Annotated in this window: 19 protein-coding genes; 15 read left to right on the top strand and 4 right to left on the bottom strand. The window is 64.1% G+C overall.

Features of this window, described 5'->3' with window-relative positions; translation table 11 throughout:
• Window positions 1–90 precede the first annotated feature (90 nt).
• The gene (locus THL1_RS30965; RefSeq protein ID WP_257785015.1) at window positions 91–213 is read left to right on the top strand and encodes a hypothetical protein; all 123 of its coding nucleotides are present in this window, start codon (window positions 91–93) and stop codon (window positions 211–213) included.
• Window positions 214–224: 11 nt separating this feature from the next.
• On the opposite strand, the gene THL1_RS06800 is transcribed toward THL1_RS30965, so the two are convergent.
• Together THL1_RS06800 and THL1_RS06795 are read right to left on the bottom strand one after the other, a co-directional pair.
• A complete protein-coding gene (locus THL1_RS06800; RefSeq protein ID WP_069082546.1) occupies window positions 225–1,427 on the bottom strand; it encodes a patatin-like phospholipase family protein in 1,203 nt (400 codons plus the stop codon).
• Between the two features lie 37 nt (window positions 1,428–1,464).
• Window positions 1,465–2,385: a lipid A biosynthesis lauroyl acyltransferase gene (locus THL1_RS06795; protein WP_069082545.1), complete on the bottom strand. Its 921-nt coding sequence runs from the start codon at window positions 2,383–2,385 to the stop codon at window positions 1,465–1,467.
• Window positions 2,386–2,505: 120 nt separating this feature from the next.
• Here THL1_RS06795 and minC point away from each other — a divergent pair, with 120 nt between their 5' ends.
• The 7 genes from minC (at window position 2,506) to lpcA (ending at window position 7,796) form a co-directional block, all read left to right on the top strand.
• Entirely contained in the window at window positions 2,506–3,252 is a 747-nt protein-coding gene (gene minC / locus THL1_RS06790; protein ID WP_069082544.1) for a septum site-determining protein MinC, read from the top strand.
• A gap of 99 nt (window positions 3,253–3,351) precedes the next feature.
• A complete protein-coding gene (gene minD / locus THL1_RS06785; RefSeq protein ID WP_069082543.1) occupies window positions 3,352–4,167 on the top strand; it encodes a septum site-determining protein MinD in 816 nt (271 codons plus the stop codon).
• Window positions 4,164–4,418, top strand: a complete 255-nt coding sequence (gene minE, locus THL1_RS06780) for a cell division topological specificity factor MinE (RefSeq protein ID WP_069082542.1) — start codon at window positions 4,164–4,166, stop codon at window positions 4,416–4,418. Before minD ends, minE begins: the two co-directional genes overlap by 4 nt.
• 58 nt (window positions 4,419–4,476) lie before the next feature.
• Window positions 4,477–5,112 (top strand): pseudouridine synthase, encoded by a 636-nt coding sequence (locus THL1_RS06775; RefSeq protein WP_069082541.1) that lies wholly within the window; start codon window positions 4,477–4,479, stop codon window positions 5,110–5,112.
• 20 nt (window positions 5,113–5,132) lie between these two features.
• Window positions 5,133–5,729, top strand: coding sequence for a class I SAM-dependent methyltransferase (locus THL1_RS06770; protein ID WP_335721490.1), 597 nt, complete (start codon window positions 5,133–5,135; stop codon window positions 5,727–5,729).
• 172 nt (window positions 5,730–5,901) lie between these two features.
• Window positions 5,902–7,194: a M18 family aminopeptidase gene (locus THL1_RS06765; RefSeq protein ID WP_069082540.1), complete on the top strand. Its 1,293-nt coding sequence runs from the start codon at window positions 5,902–5,904 to the stop codon at window positions 7,192–7,194.
• A 14-nt stretch (window positions 7,195–7,208) separates the two neighbouring features.
• Window positions 7,209–7,796 carry a D-sedoheptulose 7-phosphate isomerase gene (gene lpcA, locus THL1_RS06760; protein WP_069082539.1) on the top strand — a complete coding sequence of 196 codons (588 nt, stop codon included), beginning with the start codon at window positions 7,209–7,211 and terminating at the stop codon, window positions 7,794–7,796.
• Between the two features lie 168 nt (window positions 7,797–7,964).
• Here the strand turns inward: lpcA and THL1_RS06755 are convergent, their stop codons facing one another.
• Window positions 7,965–8,681 carry a UTRA domain-containing protein gene (locus tag THL1_RS06755; protein ID WP_069082538.1) on the bottom strand — a complete coding sequence of 239 codons (717 nt, stop codon included), beginning with the start codon at window positions 8,679–8,681 and terminating at the stop codon, window positions 7,965–7,967.
• A gap of 301 nt (window positions 8,682–8,982) precedes the next feature.
• Here THL1_RS06755 and THL1_RS06750 point away from each other — a divergent pair, with 301 nt between their 5' ends.
• The 7 genes from THL1_RS06750 to modA all read left to right on the top strand — a co-directional run bounded on the left by THL1_RS06750 (window position 8,983) and on the right by modA (window position 15,105).
• Window positions 8,983–10,041, top strand: a complete 1,059-nt coding sequence (locus THL1_RS06750) for an ABC transporter substrate-binding protein (protein WP_069082537.1) — start codon at window positions 8,983–8,985, stop codon at window positions 10,039–10,041.
• Window positions 10,041–10,847 carry an alkaline phosphatase family protein gene (locus THL1_RS06745; RefSeq protein WP_069082536.1) on the top strand — a complete coding sequence of 269 codons (807 nt, stop codon included), beginning with the start codon at window positions 10,041–10,043 and terminating at the stop codon, window positions 10,845–10,847. Before THL1_RS06750 ends, THL1_RS06745 begins: the two co-directional genes overlap by 1 nt.
• Entirely contained in the window at window positions 10,844–11,686 is an 843-nt protein-coding gene (locus tag THL1_RS06740) for an ABC transporter permease (protein WP_069082535.1), read from the top strand. Before THL1_RS06745 ends, THL1_RS06740 begins: the two co-directional genes overlap by 4 nt.
• Window positions 11,673–12,470, top strand: a complete 798-nt coding sequence (locus tag THL1_RS06735; protein WP_069082534.1) for an ABC transporter permease — start codon at window positions 11,673–11,675, stop codon at window positions 12,468–12,470. Before THL1_RS06740 ends, THL1_RS06735 begins: the two co-directional genes overlap by 14 nt.
• The gene (locus THL1_RS06730; RefSeq protein WP_069082533.1) at window positions 12,467–13,456 is read left to right on the top strand and encodes an ABC transporter ATP-binding protein; all 990 of its coding nucleotides are present in this window, start codon (window positions 12,467–12,469) and stop codon (window positions 13,454–13,456) included. Before THL1_RS06735 ends, THL1_RS06730 begins: the two co-directional genes overlap by 4 nt.
• Complete coding sequence (locus tag THL1_RS06725) at window positions 13,456–14,109, top strand: HAD family hydrolase (protein ID WP_069082532.1); 654 nt, start codon at window positions 13,456–13,458, stop codon at window positions 14,107–14,109. Before THL1_RS06730 ends, THL1_RS06725 begins: the two co-directional genes overlap by 1 nt.
• Before the next feature lie 240 nt (window positions 14,110–14,349).
• Window positions 14,350–15,105: a molybdate ABC transporter substrate-binding protein gene (gene modA / locus THL1_RS06720; RefSeq protein WP_069082531.1), complete on the top strand. Its 756-nt coding sequence runs from the start codon at window positions 14,350–14,352 to the stop codon at window positions 15,103–15,105.
• Between the two features lie 153 nt (window positions 15,106–15,258).
• On the opposite strand, the gene THL1_RS06715 is transcribed toward modA, so the two are convergent.
• Window positions 15,259–15,798 (bottom strand): hypothetical protein, encoded by a 540-nt coding sequence (locus THL1_RS06715; protein WP_069082530.1) that lies wholly within the window; start codon window positions 15,796–15,798, stop codon window positions 15,259–15,261.
• Window positions 15,799–15,818 lie beyond the last annotated feature (20 nt).

Here is a 15,818-nt window from a genome sequence, read left to right as displayed (position 1 = left end):
GAGGAAAAGCACAGCGAGCCGCCTATCTTCGACCTCGACCTGCCAAGCGACAGCCGGGTAGCACCGAAACTGGCCGACAGCCTGCGGGTGATGCTCGACGTCTATAAGGGCGGGGGGCACGTCAGTGGCCATGCCATCGGCAAGGGACGGATGGTGCGCCTCTCTGAAAAAGGTGCACTGGACCTGGCCAGCGATGGTCGATTCGGCCAGTAACGGGCGCCGGATCAGAGCGCCGGAGTCACCTGCGGGTGTACCGGCGCTGTCTCCAGGCCGAGGAAGCGTTGCAGTTCGGCGCGCTTGGCCATGGCATCCTGGTAACCCAGTTCGATCAGCTCGTTGCAATACCCCGGTTCGAACAGCAGGTAGCTGAGCACACCCGCGCCGCTTGCCCGGGTCGCTCCCGGCCCACGCAGGAAGGTGCGAATAGCGCGGGGCATCTCGCGTCGGTGGCGAGCGGCGATTTCGTCCAGCGGCCGGCTCGGCGAAATCACCAGCACGTCCACCTGTTCCGAACTCAGATTGCGCGGCCGAGCCTCGGTCGGAATGGCTCGGCTCATATGATTGATTCGCTCCAGCAACTCGATATCGCTTTCCAGGTTGTCGATGAAGGTGCTGTTCAGCAGATGCCCGCTGATCTGCGCCAGGGTTGGCGGACGCCCCCCTTGGGCCTGCGTCATTTCCTGGGTGGGATTCATGCCCAAAGGGTTGCCGCTCACACCTACCACCAATATCCGAGTGGCGCCAAGGTGCAACGCCGGGCTGATCGGGGCCGTCTGGCGTACCGCGCCGTCGCCGAAGTATTCGCGGCCCAGACGCTCGGCCGGAAACAACAGGGGAATTGCGGCGCTGGCCATCAGGTGCTCGACGCCGAGCCGGGTCGGTACGCCGACGCGGCGATGGCGGAACCAGGGATCGATGGTGGCGCGTCCTTGGTAGAAAGTTACCGCCTGGCCGGTTTCGTAGCCGAAGGCGGTCACCGCCACGGCACGCAATTGGCGAGTACGGACGGCGGCGGAGATACCTGTAAAGTCCAGTTCACGCGCCAGCAGTTCGCGTAGCGGGGCGTTGTCCAGCAGCGCCACCGGGATGTCACGGCCAAGACCGAGCAGGCTGTGACCGAAGAAGCGCGAGCTCTGGCGAATCACGCCAGGCCAGTCACTGCGGTAGATCTGCCCGCAATGAAAGCCCTGCCAGACGCTGTTGAGGCGGCGGATCGCCTGGCTGAAATGCATCGCACCGCAGGCCAGGCCCACGGCATTCACCGCCCCGGCAGAAGTCCCCACAATCACGGGAAAAGGGTTGCAGGCAGCATCCGGCAGCAGGTCGGCGATGGCGCCGAGCACGCCCGCCTGATAAGCCGCCCGCGAACCGCCACCCGAGAGGATCAGCCCAGTCACGGGCTTCTTGGCGGTGGCGCTGGCTTCCATGGACGACTCTCCGGGCGGTCTGTTGCGAGTATAGGTTTCAGTAAAGCTTGGGCGCGCCTTCCGGGCGGGTCTTGAAACGGCGGTGGGCCCAGAGGTACTGCTCGGGGCACTCGCGCACCGCACCTTCTACCCAGTGGTTGATGCGCAGGCAATCGTCCTCTTCCGTTTCACCGGGGAAGTCGGCCAGCGGCGGATGGATCACCAGCTTGTAGCCGGAACCATCGTCCAGGCGGCGCTGGGTGAAGGGCAGGACAATGGCGCGCCCCAGGCGGGCGAATTTGGTGGTGGCGGTAACGGTGGCCGCCTCGATGCCGAACAGCGGCACGAACAGGCTCTGCTTGCGGCCGTAATCCTGGTCCGGCGCGTACCAGATGGCACGTCCCGCGCGCAGCACCTTGAGCATGGCGCGCACGTCCTCACGCTCGACGGCAGTGGCGTCGAGGTTGTGGCGTTCGCGGCCGCGACGCTGGATGAAGTCGAACACCGCATTCTTGTGCTCGCGGTACATGCCGTCGATGGTGTGCACCTGGCCGAGCAGCGCCGCGCCAATTTCCAGAGTGGTGAAGTGCAGGGCCATGAGGATCACCCCCTGCCCGTCCGCCTGGGCCTTCTGCAGGTGCTCCAGCCCTTCTATATGGGCAAGCCGGGCCAGCCGCGGCTTGGGCCACCACCAGCTCATGGCCATTTCGAAGAAGGCGATGCCGGTGGAGGCGAAGTTGTCCTGAAGCAGCCGGTCGCGCTCAACGCTGGATAACTCCGGGAAGCACAACTCCAGGTTGCGCCGGGCAATCTTGCGCCGAGAACCGGCCACCCGCAGCATCAACGCCCCCAGCATGCGCCCCAGGCCCAGTTGCACCCGGTAGGGCAACAGGGTGATCAGCCAGAGCAGGCCCAGACCCAGCCACAGCGCCCAATAGCGCGGGTGGAGGAACTGTGGGCGAAATTGAGGTCTATCCATCTCTGAATCCGCTTGAGCGAGAAAACCGCGCATTCTACTCCAAATGCGCTGCACCCTCCGGCTTGCTAGCGCCGGGCGATCTCGCTATAAGTCCTCGCCATTCACGATTGCAGGCAGACCATGAGCCAAGCCGACCTTCTCGACCAAGAACCTGTGTTCCAGCTCAAGGGCAGCATGCTCGCCATCACCGTGATGGAACTGGCCCACAACGACCTCGCACGCCTCAATCGGCAGCTGGACGAAAAAGTCGCCCAGGCCCCCAACTTCTTTCAGAACACCCCGCTGGTGATGGCGCTGGACAAGCTGCCTGAGGGCGAGCCGCCGCTGGATCTCCCCGCCCTGCTGGAAACCTGCCGCCGTCACGGCCTGCGCACGCTGGCCATCCGCGCCCAACGCGAAGAGCACATCGCCGCCGCCGACGCGCTGGACATCCCGGTGCTGCCACCGTCAGGCGCCCGCGAACGACTCATCGACCCGGTGGAACCCGAGGTGAAGAAAAAGCCGGAAAAGCCGGCCGAACCGCCCAAGCCCGAGGTGCAACCCACCAAGATCATCACCACCCCCGTGCGTGGCGGCCAGCAGATCTATGCGCCCGGCGGCGACCTGGTGGTCCTGGCCGCGGTCAGTCCCGGGGCGGAACTTCTCGCCGACGGCAACATCCATGTGTACGGTCCCATGCGCGGCCGTGCCCTGGCCGGCATCAAGGGCGATGCCAAGGCGCGAATTTTCTGCCGCCAGCTGGCCGCCGAGCTGGTTTCGGTAGCCGGTCAGTACAAGGTTGCCGACGACCTGCGACGTGATCCGCTCTGGGGTCAGCCGGTGCAAGTCAGCCTGTCGGGAGACGTGTTGAACATCACCCGCCTTTAACGGATACTGCCGCGAATTTTCAGGGACATGAAAGGGAAGACGGACGGCTCGGATGGGCCGATAACTTCCCGACTTTCTTATCATTTGGGGTGAATCACCTTGGCCAAGATCCTCGTTGTCACGTCCGGCAAGGGTGGTGTGGGTAAAACCACCACCAGCGCCGCCATCGGTACCGGTCTCGCACTGCGCGGTCACAAGACCGTCATCGTCGACTTCGACGTCGGCCTGCGTAACCTGGACCTGATCATGGGTTGCGAACGCCGCGTGGTGTACGACTTCGTCAACGTCATCAATGGCGAAGCGTCCCTCACCCAGGCCCTGATCAAAGACAAGCGCCTGGAAAACCTCTACGTCCTGGCGGCCAGCCAGACCCGCGACAAAGACGCGCTGACCCTCGAAGGCGTCGGCAAGGTCATCGAGGAACTGGCGCAGAACTTCGAGTACGTGGTCTGCGACTCGCCGGCCGGTATCGAGAAAGGTGCCCACCTGGCCATGTACTACGCCGACGAGGCGATCGTCGTGACCAACCCGGAAGTCTCTTCCGTTCGCGACTCCGACCGCATGCTCGGCCTGCTGGCCAGCAAGTCCCGTCGCGCCGAGAAGGGCGAAGACCCGATCAAGGAGCGCCTGCTCCTGACCCGCTACAACCCCGAGCGCGTTACCAAGGGCGAAATGCTCGGCGTCGAAGACGTCGAGGAAATCCTCGCCATCAACCTGCTCGGTGTCATTCCGGAATCCCAGGCGGTACTCAAGGCCTCCAACCAGGGTATTCCGGTCATCCTCGACGACCAGAGCGACGCCGGCCAGGCGTACAGCGATGCCGTCGACCGCCTGCTCGGCAAGGAACTGCCTCACCGCTTCCTCGACGTGCAGAAGAAAGGACTCTTACAACGCCTGTTCGGAGGCCGTGAATGAACATTTTCGACTTCTTTCGCGAGCGGAAGAAGCAGAACAGCGCTTCGATCGCTAAGGAACGACTCCAGATCATCGTTGCCCACGAACGTGGCCAGCGTAGCCAACCGGATTACCTGCCTGCCCTGCAGAAGGATCTGGTGGATGTGATTCGCAAGTACGTCAACATCGACCAGGAACAAGTCCAGGTCATACTGGAGGACCAGGGCAGCTGCTCCATCCTCGAGCTCAACATCACCCTGCCCGATCGTTGATCGACGCAGCTGTGCAATGACGGCGGCCTTGGCCGCCGTCGGCGTTTCCGGAACTCCCATGCCGCTTTCCCAGATCGAATTCATCCACCAGGACGACGCCCTGCTGGTGGTGAACAAGCCCACGCTCCTGCTCTCGGTGCCCGGCCGCGCCGACGACAACAAGGATTGCCTGATCACTCGCCTGCAGGAAAACGGCTACCCGGAGGCACGCATCGTCCACCGGCTGGACTGGGAAACGTCCGGACTGATTGTGCTGGCGCGCGATGCCGACAGCCACCGGGAGCTGTCCCGCCAGTTCCATGACCGCGAAACCGAGAAGGCCTACACCGCCCTCTGCTGGGGCCAACCGGAGCTGGACAGCGGCCGCATCGAGCTGCCCCTGCGGTATGACCCGCCGACCAAGCCGCGCCATGTGGTGGACTTTGAACACGGCCGCCACGCCCTGACCTTCTGGCAAGTGGTGGAGCGCTGCGGGCACTACTGCCGCGTCGAGCTGACCCCCATTACCGGCCGCTCGCACCAGTTGCGCGTGCACATGCTGTCCATCGGCCATCCGCTGCTGGGCGACCGCCTCTATGCCAACCCCGAGGCCCTGGCGGCTCACGACCGGCTCTGTCTGCACTCCAGCCTGCTCTGCCTGACCCATCCGCAGACGGGCGAGCGCCTGCGATTCGAGTGCCCGGCACCGTTCTGACCTAGGCTCAAGAAAAAGGCTTGCGCGCATTCGGGGAAATCATGGCCTTCACCGAGTTCTACAACGCCACCGAGGGCCAACCTGCCCGCTTTACCCTGCTCACCGCCCTGGAGAACTGGAGCGGGCCGCCCGGCCATGCGCTGGACCTGGGTTGCGGTGCAGGGCGCGACACCCTGGAACTGCTCCGACGAGGCTGGCGAGTACTGGCCGTGGATGCCGAACCCGAGGCCCTGGCCCGCCTCCAAGCCCAGCTGGACGAAGAGAAGCGCGTGCGGCTGGAAAGCCTCTGCTGTCGCTTCGAGTCCATGCCGTTACCGCCAGCCAACCTGGTCAACTCCAGCTTCGCCCTGCCCCTCTGCCCTCCCGCCGCGTTTCCCAACCTGTGGCAGGGCATCTGCAACGCGCTGCCGGTGGGCGGCCTCTTCGCCGGGCACCTGTTCGGCGAACGGGATGACTGGGCGGACAACGGCATCACCATCCTGCGCCGCCGGCAGCTGGAAGAACTGCTGACCGGCTGGGACGTGCTGATGCTGGAAGAAAAGGAAGAAGACGGCATCACCGCCAAGGGCCGCAACAAGCATTGGCACCTGTTCTCGGTGGTCGCCCGGCGGCTCTGACCAGAGCCACCGTCCCTGTGGGAGCGAATTCATTCGCGATTGAAATCGCTCCCACAGGTACAGGCGGCAGCCCTCACTATCGGCCTGTTAGCGAAAATTCACCGCTGGTCGCCCTCCTAATCACCGGGGGCGATGGGATAAACTCCCGACCACTGCTGTCCGGAGTCCCACAATGCGCGAAGAGTTGAACCAGGGCCTGATCGATTTCCTCAAGGCCTCGCCCACCCCCTTCCACGCCACCCGCAGCCTGGCCAAGCGCCTTGAGGCCGCCGGCTACGTGCGCCTCGATGAACGCGAGGCCTGGCGCATCGAAAACGGCGGGCGTTATTACGTCACCCGCAACGACTCCTCCATCGTCGCCATCAAGCTCGGCAAGCGCCCCGTCCTCGAAGGCGGCCTGCGCCTGGTCGGCGCGCATACCGACAGCCCTTGCCTGCGGGTCAAACCGAATCCGGAACTGCACAAGCAGGGCTTCTGGCAACTGGGCGTGGAAGTCTACGGCGGCGCCCTGCTCGCGCCCTGGTTCGACCGCGACCTGTCCCTGGCCGGCCGCGTCACCTACCGTGCCGCTGGCATGGTGGAAAGCCAGCTGGTCGATTTCCAGGCCCCTATCGCCGTGATCCCTAACCTGGCCATTCACCTCAACCGTGAAGCCAACCAGGGCTGGGCCATCAATGCCCAGACCGAACTGCCGCCGATCCTGGCACAACTGGCCGCGGGTGAAGCCCGTGATTTCCGCGACCTGCTGGCCGAGCAACTGACCCTGGAACACGGCGTCGTCGCTGACGCCGTGCTGGATTACGAGCTGTCCTTCTACGACACCCAGAGCGCCGCAGTCATTGGCCTGGGCGGCGACTTCATCGCCGGTGCGCGGCTCGACAACCTGCTGTCCTGCTATGCCGGCCTGCAGGCCCTGCTAGCCGCCGAAGCCGACGAAAGCTGCGTGCTGGTCTGCACCGACCACGAGGAAGTAGGCTCCTGCTCCGCCTGTGGCGCCGACGGCCCAATGCTGGAACAGATCCTGCGCCGCGTACTGCCGGAAGGAGACGCCTTCGCGCGCGTCATCCAGCGCTCCCTGCTGGTCTCCGCCGACAACGCCCACGGCGTGCACCCGAACTACGCCGACAAGCACGACGGCAACCACGGCCCGAAACTCAACGCCGGCCCGGTGATCAAGGTCAACAGCAACCAGCGCTACGCCACCAACAGCGAAACCGCCGGTTTCTTCCGCCACCTGTGCCTGGAAAACGAAGTGCCGGTGCAGAGCTTCGTGACCCGCAGCGACATGGGTTGCGGCTCCACCATCGGTCCGATCACCGCCAGCCAGCTGGGGGTTCGCACCGTGGACATCGGCTTGCCGACCTTCGCCATGCACTCCATTCGCGAACTGGCCGGCAGCCATGACCTGGCCCACCTGGTGAAGGTGCTGGCCGCCTTCTACTCCAGCCACGACCTGCCCTGCTAAGGAAGGAAGCCCGCATGCTCAGCCATATCCGCAACAGCCTGGGGGAAGCCAGGACCGCCCTGGACCGCTTCATCGCCAATGAGCAGGCCCTGAAGAGCATCGAGCGTGCGGCCGAACTCCTGATCGAAAGCTTCGAGAACAAGGGCAAGGCGTTCTCCTGCGGTAACGGCGGCTCGATGTGCGATGCCATGCACTTCGCCGAGGAGCTGACCGGTCGTTACCGCAAGAACCGCCCCGGCATCGCCGCCGTGTCCATCAGCGACGCCAGCCACATCAGCTGCGTCGCCAACGACTTCGGCTACGACTACATCTTCTCCCGCTACGTGGAATCCCACGGCCGTGCGGGCGACGTGCTGATCGCCATCAGCACCAGCGGCAAGAGCCCCAACGTGATCAAGGCCGCCGAAGCCGCCCGCGCCATCGGCGTGAAGGTGGTGGCCCTGACCGGCAAGCCCGGTTCAGCCCTGGAAGCCCTGGCCGACGTCTGCATCTGCGCCCCCGGCGGCGACTTCGCCGACCGCGTGCAGGAGTTGCACATCAAGGTCCTGCATATCCTGATCGAACTGGTCGAGCGCAAGCTGTCGCCAGAAAACTACGCCTGAGGGGCAATCCCTTCATCCTGTAGGGGGCGATTCATTCGCCAAAGGGCGGCGTAGCCGCCCCGTAGGTTGGTTCCGAGCGCAGCGAGGCCCAACGGTCCCGGCATCGGCCACGGAATGTTGGGTTTCGTTCCTCTGCGGAACGCCGCCCGACCCAACCTACAAGGCGCCCTACTCCGGCACTTCCACGCTCACGTGAATCGCATCATGCCGCCAGAACTCCAGGTCGCAGTCGATCAGCCTGCCGTGCTGGTCACGGTTGATCCGGGTAATGCGCAGGGCCGGGCTGCCGGCTGACACCTTCAGCGGCGCCGCCGCCTCCGGATGCAGGGCAGTGGGCACCATGTCGAAGCGTACTCGCCCGTAGCGGATGCCGTACTGGCTGTCGTACAGCTCGGTGAGCGAGCGCGTCAGGTCAAAATCGATGATGCCGGGGAAGTAGGCCGGGTTGAGGTAGTGCTCGACATAGAGCACCAGGCGCCCGTCGATGCGGCGGGCACGACGGATCTGGTAGACGCTGGACAGTGCTGGCAGCTCCAGCAGTTCGCAGATTTCCACACTGGCCGGAATCAGTCGCGCGCCCAACACCTCGGTCGCCGGTGTGCGTCCCTGCTCGGCCACCATGGCGTGGAAGTGACTGCGCACCAGGGGGTTGTAGGCGACTCGGGGCGGTGAAACGAACCAGCCACGACGTTCCTCGCGGTAGATCAGCCCCTGGGCTTCCAGTTGCCCCAGCGCTTCGCGCAGGGTAATGCGGGTGGTATCGAACAGCTCGCTCAGCTTGCGCTCGGCTGGCAGCTTGCTGCCGTGGGGCAGCAGGCCGTGTTCGATCTGAGCCTGCAGGGCGGTGCAGATGGCGGTCAGGGTGCGGGGCGCCTCGTCGCGCATCGAAAAACTCCAATCTGGAATAGACCAGCACCACAAGGGTGCGTCATGGCCGGGCTTTCCGGCCATCCTAGGCAGCCTAGATGACTGCGGGATGACAGTCAGGCACGCCTGCACACGCCATGCCATCGCCAATCGCGACAGCCTCCCGAATCAGTCACTTAGCCATGGTCTACGCTTTTCAGGCGTTTGCCGCCGCCATACCGGGCGGAGACCCTGAAATCAAACCGTCATCCAAGGCTTTTAGATTTGGCCTGGGTCTTGCTGATCTAGACCAACCTCCAAACCTGCTAAGGAGCTTCACATGAAACGCCTGCTGCTGGCTTCACTGATGGGAACGGCCATCGTCCTGGGAACCCAGGCGATGGCAAGCGATGCAGATCTGAAGAGTCTCGAACAAGCCGCTCGCAAGGAAGGTGCGGTGAACAGCGTGGGCATGCCCGACAGCTGGGCCAACTGGAAAGACACCTGGGTCGACCTCAACAAACTGTACGGCCTCAAGCACGTCGACACCGACATGAGCTCGGCCCAGGAAATCGCCAAGTTCGCCGCCGAGAAGGACAACGCCACCGCCGACATCGGCGACGTGGGCGCGGCCTTCGGCCCCATCGCCGTCCAGCAGGGCGTGACGCAGCCGTACAAGCCCAGCACCTGGGCACAGATCCCCGATTGGGCCAAGGACGCCGACGGCCACTGGATGCTGGCCTATACCGGCTCCATCGCCTTCATCGTCAACAAGCAACTGGTGAAGGAAGCGCCCAAGTCCTGGGCCGACCTGAAGCAAGGCAAGTACAAGGTCGCCATCGGTGACGTCAGCGCCGCCGCCCAGGCCGTCAACGGCGTACTGGCCGCCGCCATCGCCAACGGCGGCAACGAGAAGAACATCCAGCCGGGCCTGGACTTCTTCGCCGAAATCGCCAAACAGGGCCGCCTGTCGCTGTCCAACCCGACCATCCAGACCCTGGAAAAGGGTGAGGTGGAAGTGGGTATCGTCTGGGATTTCAACGGCCTGTCCTACCGCGACCAGATCGACCCCAGCCGATTCGACGTGCTGATCCCCTCCGATGGCTCGGTGATCTCCGGCTACACCACCATCATCAACAAGTACGCGAAGAACCCCAACGCGGCGAAGCTGACGCGTGAGTACATCCTCAGCGACGCCGGCCAGATCAACCTGGCCAAAGGCAACGCCCGCCCGATTCGCGCCGAGCATCTGACCCTGCCAGCCGAGGTCCAGGCCAAGCTGCTGCCTAACGCGCAGTACGCCAAGGTCCAGCCGATCAAGGATGCCAAGGCCTGGGAAGAAACCTCCAAGGCACTGCCGCAACTGTGGCAAGAGCACGTGATCATCGAGATGGAATGATGAAGAACAAAGTCATCCTCGTGCTTCTGGATGGCCTGAACTACGAGGTGGCCCGGCACGCGCTGGGCCACCTGCAGGCCTGGTGCGGAGCCGGCAAGGCGGTGCTGTACAAGCTCCAGTGCGAGCTGCCGGCGCTGTCCCGCCCGCTCTACGAATGCATCCTTACCGGTGTTCCACCGATCCAGAGCGGCATCGTTCACAACGATGTGTCGCGCCTGTCGAAGGAGCGCAGCATCTTCCACTACGCCAGTGCCGCCGGGCTGACCACCGCCGCCGCCGCGTACCACTGGGTCAGCGAGCTGTACAACAACTCGCCTTTCAACGCCGCACGCGACCGCCACACCGAGGCCCCGCAGTTGCCGATCCAGCATGGCCACTTCTATTACGCCGACCACTATCCGGACTCGCACCTGTTCGCGGATGCCGAGAGCCTGCGCTTGCGCCACAACCCGGACTTCCTCCTGGTGCACCCGATGAACGTGGACGACGCCGGTCACAAGCACGGTCTCGACTCACCCCAGTACCGCAACAGCGCGCGGGTCGCGGACATCCTGCTGGCCGAGTACCTGCAGCGCTGGCTGGATGCCGGCTACCAGGTACTGGTGACCGCCGACCACGGCATGAACAACGACCGCTCCCACAACGGCATGCTCCCCGAGGAGCGTGAAGTGCCGATGTTCGTCCTGGGCGACGCCTTCAGCCTGGACACCACGGCGCAGCCAAAGCAGACCGAACTGTGCGGCACCGTCTGCGAGTTGCTCGGGGTTGCCCATGACAAGGCCATTTGCCGGGAGCTGCTGAAGTGAATTCAACCAACCGGGGCAAATGGCTGGCGCTGCTCTGCCTGCTGCCCTTCACCCTGTTCTTCATTCTGTTCCAGATCGCGCCGCTGGCCTGGGTCGCGATCCACAGCCTGAACACGCCGGAAGGCTGGGGCCTGGGCAACTACGCCAAGGTGTTCAGCTCGAAGTTCTACCTGCAGGCCATCAAGCACAGTCTGCAGATCGCCTTCTGGTCGAGCCTGATCGGCATCGTTATCGCGGTGGTCGGCAGCTATTCGCTGCGCAAGGTGGATTCGAAGCTGCGCGACTTCGTCATGGCCTTCTCGAACATGACCAGCAACTTCGCCGGTGTGCCGCTGGCTTTTGCCTTCATCATCCTGCTCGGCTTCAACGGTGCGCTGACCATCCTCCTCAAGCAGTCCGGCGTGATCGAGGACTTCAACCTCTACTCCAAGACCGGCCTGATCGTGCTCTACACCTACTTCCAGATTCCCCTCGGCGTGCTACTGCTCTACCCGGCCTTCGACGCCCTGCGCGAGGACTGGCGCGAGTCGGCCGCCCTGCTGGGTGCCAGCCCCTGGCAGTTCTGGCGGCACATCGGCCTGCCGGTGCTGACCCCTGCGCTGCTGGGCACCTTCGTCATCCTGCTGGCCAACGCCCTGGGCGCCTATGCCACCGTCTACGCGCTGACCACCGGGAACTTCAACGTGCTGACCATCCGCATCGCCGCCATGGTCGCCGGCGATATCGCGCTCAACCCCAACCTGGCCAGCGCCCTGGCGATGGTGCTGGTGGGGCTGATGGCGCTGATCACGGTGGTGCACCAGTGGCTGCTGAAGAGGAGCTACCATGTCGCGCGCTGAATCCCGCAACGCCGGTCTTTACCACCGCACGGTGGTCTGGCTGCTGTTCCTGATCTTGCTGCTGCCGCTGGCCGGCACCCTGCTCTACTCGCTGTCCACCAGTTGGTCGGCGACCATCCTCCCGGACGGGCTGACGCTCAGGTGGTACCTGGCGCTGTGGAGCGACACGCGTTTTCTCACCGCCTTCGGCCAATCGCTGCTGGTGTGCTTCGGCGCCCTGGCCCTGTCGGTGGTGCTGATCCTGCCGCTGCTGTTCGTGGTGCACTACCACTTCCCCCGGCTCGACGGCCTGATGAATATCCTCATCCTGCTGCCCTTCGCGGTGCCGCCGGTGGTGTCCTCGGTGGGGCTGCTGCAGATCTACGGTTCCGGCCCGCTGGCCATGGTGGGCACGCCCTGGATCCTGATCGGCTGCTTCTTCACTATCGCCCTGCCCTTCATGTACCGCGCCATCACCAACAACCTGCAGGCGATCAACCTGCGCGACCTGATGGACGCCGCCCAGTTGCTCGGCGCCAGCAGCTGGAAGGCCGCCTTCCTGGTGGTGCTGCCCAACCTGCGCAAGGGCCTGATGGTGTCGCTGTTCCTGTCGTTCTCTTTCCTCTTCGGCGAGTTCGTCTTCGCCAACCTGCTGGTGGGCACCCGCTACGAGACCCTGCAGGTCTACCTGAACAACATGCGCAACAGCAGTGGCCACTTCAACAGCGCCCTGGTGATCTCTTACTTCTTCTTCGTGCTGCTGTTCACCTGGGCAGCCAACCGTATGAACAAGGACAACGCATGAGTTTTCTTTCCATCCGTGGCCTGCACAAGCACTACGGCCAGACCGCCATCTTCAGCGACATCCATTGCGAAATCGGCAAGGGCGAATTCGTTACCCTGCTTGGCCCCTCCGGCTGCGGCAAATCCACGTTGCTGCGTTGCATCGCCGGCCTGACCGAGGTGAACGGCGGACAGATCCTGCTGGACGGCCAGGACCTGGTGCCCGTGTCGCCACAGAAGCGCGGCATCGGCATGGTGTTCCAGAGCTACGCGCTGTTTCCCAACATGAACGTGCAGCAGAATATTGCCTTCGGCCTGCGCATGCAGAAAGTCAGCGCCGCCGACAGCAAACGGCGGGTCGACGAAGTGCTGGCCATGGTGGAGCTGTCGGACTTCGCCACGCGCTACCCGCACCAGCTCTCAGGCGGTCAGTGCCAACGCGTGGCCCTGGCCCGCTCGTTGGTCACGCGCCCGCGCCTGTTACTGCTGGACGAGCCGCTCTCGGCGCTGGATGCGCGCATCCGCAAGCACCTGCGTGAGCAGATCCGCGCCATCCAGCAGGAACTGGGGCTGACTACCATCTTCGTCACCCACGACCAGGAAGAAGCCCTGACCCTGTCTGACCGCATCTTCCTGATGAACGCCGGGCGCATCGTTCAGAGCGGCGACGCGGAAACCCTCTACACCGCGCCGGTGGACGCCTTTGCCGCCGGTTTCATCGGCAACTACAACCTGCTCGAGGCCGACGCCGCCAGTCGCCTGCTGCAACGCCCGGTGAACGGCCGCATTGCCATCCGCCCGGAAGCCATCGCTCTCAGCCAGGAAGGCGGCATCGAGGCCGAAGTGCGCAGCCACAGCCTGCTGGGCAACGTGGTGCGCTATCGCGTCGAGGCTCGCGGCGTGGAACTGGTGGTGGACGTACTCAACCGCTCCGCCGAAGATCTGCACCGCAAAGGCCAACGCATCGGTCTGCGCATAGACGACCACGCAATACGGGAGGTGGCCTGATGGCCCTGGCAATCTTCGACCTTGACGACACCCTGATAGACGGCGACTGCGCCAGCCTGTGGAGCGCCCACATGGCCGAACTGGGCTGGGTCGACGGGGAATCCTTCGTCCGCAAGGACCATGAACTCATGGCGCTGTATGCCGAAGGCAAGCTGGCCATGGAGGACTACATGGCCTTCAGCCTGTCGCCGCTGGTGGGTCGCACCGCTGAAGAGGTGGAGTTCGTGGTCGGGCCCTTCGTCGAAGATGTGGTCGAGCCGCTGATCCACTCCGATGCCATGCGCTGCCTGGCCCGGCACCGCGCCGCCGGTGATCGCATCCTGATCATTTCCGCCTCGGCACATTTCCTGGTCAGCGCCATCGCCGAGCGCCTGGGCGTGGAAGAAGTCCTGGCCATCGACCTGGAGGAACAACACAGCTGCTACAGTGGCCGCACCCGCGGCGTGCTGACCTACCGCGAAGGCAAGGTGACCCGCCTGAACGCCTGGATGGACGAACAGGCAGAAAGCCTCGACGGCGCCTACTTCTACTCCGACTCGCGCAACGACCTGCCGCTGCTCACGCGGGTTGCCAACCCGCACACGGTCAACCCCGACCCGACCCTGCGGGCCCACGCTGAGGAAGCTGGCTGGCCGATCCTCGACTGGAGCTGATTGCCCTCACCCCAGCCCCTCTCTGCGCCCCGGCCCGATCGCTTCGCGATCCGGCGCTCATCGGCCGCGCCAGTGGCGGGCGTATGCCTGTAGCTCAGAGCCAAAGGGTTCCAGCTCCCCATCCGAGCTGAACCATCTGTGCCGGGCGCAACTTGACGGCGAGGTCAGATATTCCAGAGAATGGCGAGCGCTATATATTTTTGTACATAACGAATACAAGCATCTCCCCAGGAGTCCATCATGCGGTATCGCCTTATCCAGCCCCTCGCTTTCCTGCTCAGCTGCTTCAGCCTCGGCAACGCCACAGCCGCCGAGGTCCAGGTGGCCGTCGCCGCCAACTTCACCGCTCCGATCCAGGCCATCGCCAAGGACTTCGAGAAGGACACCGGCCACAAACTGGTGGCCGTCTATGGCGCCACCGGCCAGTTCTACACCCAGATCAAGAACGGCGCGCCCTTCGAGGTCTTCCTCTCCGCCGACGACACCACCCCGGCCAAACTGGAGAAGGAAGGCGATGCCGTGCCTGGTTCGCGCTTCACCTACGCCATCGGCACCCTGGTGCTGTGGTCGGCACAGGACGGCTATGTGGATACCAAGGGCGAGGTACTGAAGACCGGCCAGTACAAGCACCTGTCCATCGCCAACCCGAAGACCGCACCCTACGGCCTGGCAGCCACCCAGGTGCTGGACAAGCTGGGCCTGGCCAGCGCCGTGAAGCCCAAGCTGGTGGAAGGCCAGAACATCACCCAGGCGCTGCAGTTCGTTTCCAGCGGCAATGCCGAACTGGGCTTCGTTGCCCTGTCGCAGGTATACAAGGACGGCAAGATCACCAGCGGATCCGCCTGGATCGTGCCAGCCGACATGCACGAGCCGATCAAGCAGGACGCGCTGATCCTGAAGAAAGGTGAAGCCAACCCGGCGGCCCAGGCGCTGGTGGATTACCTGAAGGGGCCGAAGGCCGCGGAAGTGATCAAGTCCTACGGCTACCAGTTGTAAGGCGGGGCCATTTGTAGGGTGGATGGCGCTCTTTCCATCCACCATTGGGACCCGCCAGGGCACCTATGGTGGACCGGTGAAGCGCTGCGCGACTGATGGAGAACCCTCTCCCCCCGCCCTCTCCCGCAAGCGGGAGAGGGAGCCAAAGCCGACTCAGTCGTCGCCCTCCTCTATCGCGGCCTTGAGGGCCTCATAGGCCGGTGCGGCGTAGATGCCGACGTCCACGGCCAGTTGCATGACCTTCTCCAGGTCGTGCTTGTACACCAGCACGCACTGCAGTTCGTCATCCAGCGGCTCGCTGAAATCCACCAGCACGTAGCCGCCCTTTTCCGGGTAGAGGCTGCCCATCTGCACCTGGATGCGGTTGAGCGCCTTGAGCGGCTCCACCTTCACCAGTTGCTTGGGCTTGAGCACGAAATTGACGCTGGGGCCGAAGGAGTCCACCACCTGCTGGAACAGCTGGTCATAGCTGTCGGCCTGGAACAGCACGGTTTCGGGCAGGCTGCCCACCACCACCCATTCGCCCAGGGGAATGGGAAAACTGTCGTCGTAGTTGATATCGGGGTTGGCGGCGAGAAACGCATCCGCATCGGCGTAAGCCTGGGCCGCCTCAAAGGCGACGCGGTCGATCTCATCCTCGGCCATGCAGCCGGAGCTGATTGCCGTAATCAATTCGATAAGTTGCTGTTTCACGAGATGAGCCCTGCCGCTTG

The organism is Pseudomonas sp. TCU-HL1, from assembly GCF_001708505.1.
Taxonomy (GTDB): domain Bacteria; phylum Pseudomonadota; class Gammaproteobacteria; order Pseudomonadales; family Pseudomonadaceae; genus Metapseudomonas.
Note: the sequence above shows the minus strand (reverse complement) of the source record. Positions and strands in the feature narration are given on the sequence as shown.

What these genes read in the sequence shown, in the direction of transcription:
- THL1_RS30965 (WP_257785015.1), top strand. Translation starts at nt 91, where the DNA reads ATGCTCGACGTCTATAAGGGCGGGGGGCACGTCAGTGGCCATGCCATC.
- THL1_RS06800 (WP_069082546.1), bottom strand. Translation starts at nt 1,427, where the DNA reads ATGGAAGCCAGCGCCACCGCCAAGAAGCCCGTGACTGGGCTGATCCTC.
- THL1_RS06795 (WP_069082545.1), bottom strand. Translation starts at nt 2,385, where the DNA reads ATGGATAGACCTCAATTTCGCCCACAGTTCCTCCACCCGCGCTATTGG.
- minC (WP_069082544.1), top strand. Translation starts at nt 2,506, where the DNA reads ATGAGCCAAGCCGACCTTCTCGACCAAGAACCTGTGTTCCAGCTCAAG.
- minE (WP_069082542.1), top strand. Translation starts at nt 4,164, where the DNA reads ATGAACATTTTCGACTTCTTTCGCGAGCGGAAGAAGCAGAACAGCGCT.
- THL1_RS06775 (WP_069082541.1), top strand. Translation starts at nt 4,477, where the DNA reads ATGCCGCTTTCCCAGATCGAATTCATCCACCAGGACGACGCCCTGCTG.
- THL1_RS06765 (WP_069082540.1), top strand. Translation starts at nt 5,902, where the DNA reads ATGCGCGAAGAGTTGAACCAGGGCCTGATCGATTTCCTCAAGGCCTCG.
- lpcA (WP_069082539.1), top strand. Translation starts at nt 7,209, where the DNA reads ATGCTCAGCCATATCCGCAACAGCCTGGGGGAAGCCAGGACCGCCCTG.
- THL1_RS06755 (WP_069082538.1), bottom strand. Translation starts at nt 8,681, where the DNA reads ATGCGCGACGAGGCGCCCCGCACCCTGACCGCCATCTGCACCGCCCTG.
- THL1_RS06750 (WP_069082537.1), top strand. Translation starts at nt 8,983, where the DNA reads ATGAAACGCCTGCTGCTGGCTTCACTGATGGGAACGGCCATCGTCCTG.
- THL1_RS06745 (WP_069082536.1), top strand. Translation starts at nt 10,041, where the DNA reads ATGAAGAACAAAGTCATCCTCGTGCTTCTGGATGGCCTGAACTACGAG.
- THL1_RS06735 (WP_069082534.1), top strand. Translation starts at nt 11,673, where the DNA reads ATGTCGCGCGCTGAATCCCGCAACGCCGGTCTTTACCACCGCACGGTG.
- THL1_RS06730 (WP_069082533.1), top strand. Translation starts at nt 12,467, where the DNA reads ATGAGTTTTCTTTCCATCCGTGGCCTGCACAAGCACTACGGCCAGACC.
- THL1_RS06725 (WP_069082532.1), top strand. Translation starts at nt 13,456, where the DNA reads ATGGCCCTGGCAATCTTCGACCTTGACGACACCCTGATAGACGGCGAC.
- modA (WP_069082531.1), top strand. Translation starts at nt 14,350, where the DNA reads ATGCGGTATCGCCTTATCCAGCCCCTCGCTTTCCTGCTCAGCTGCTTC.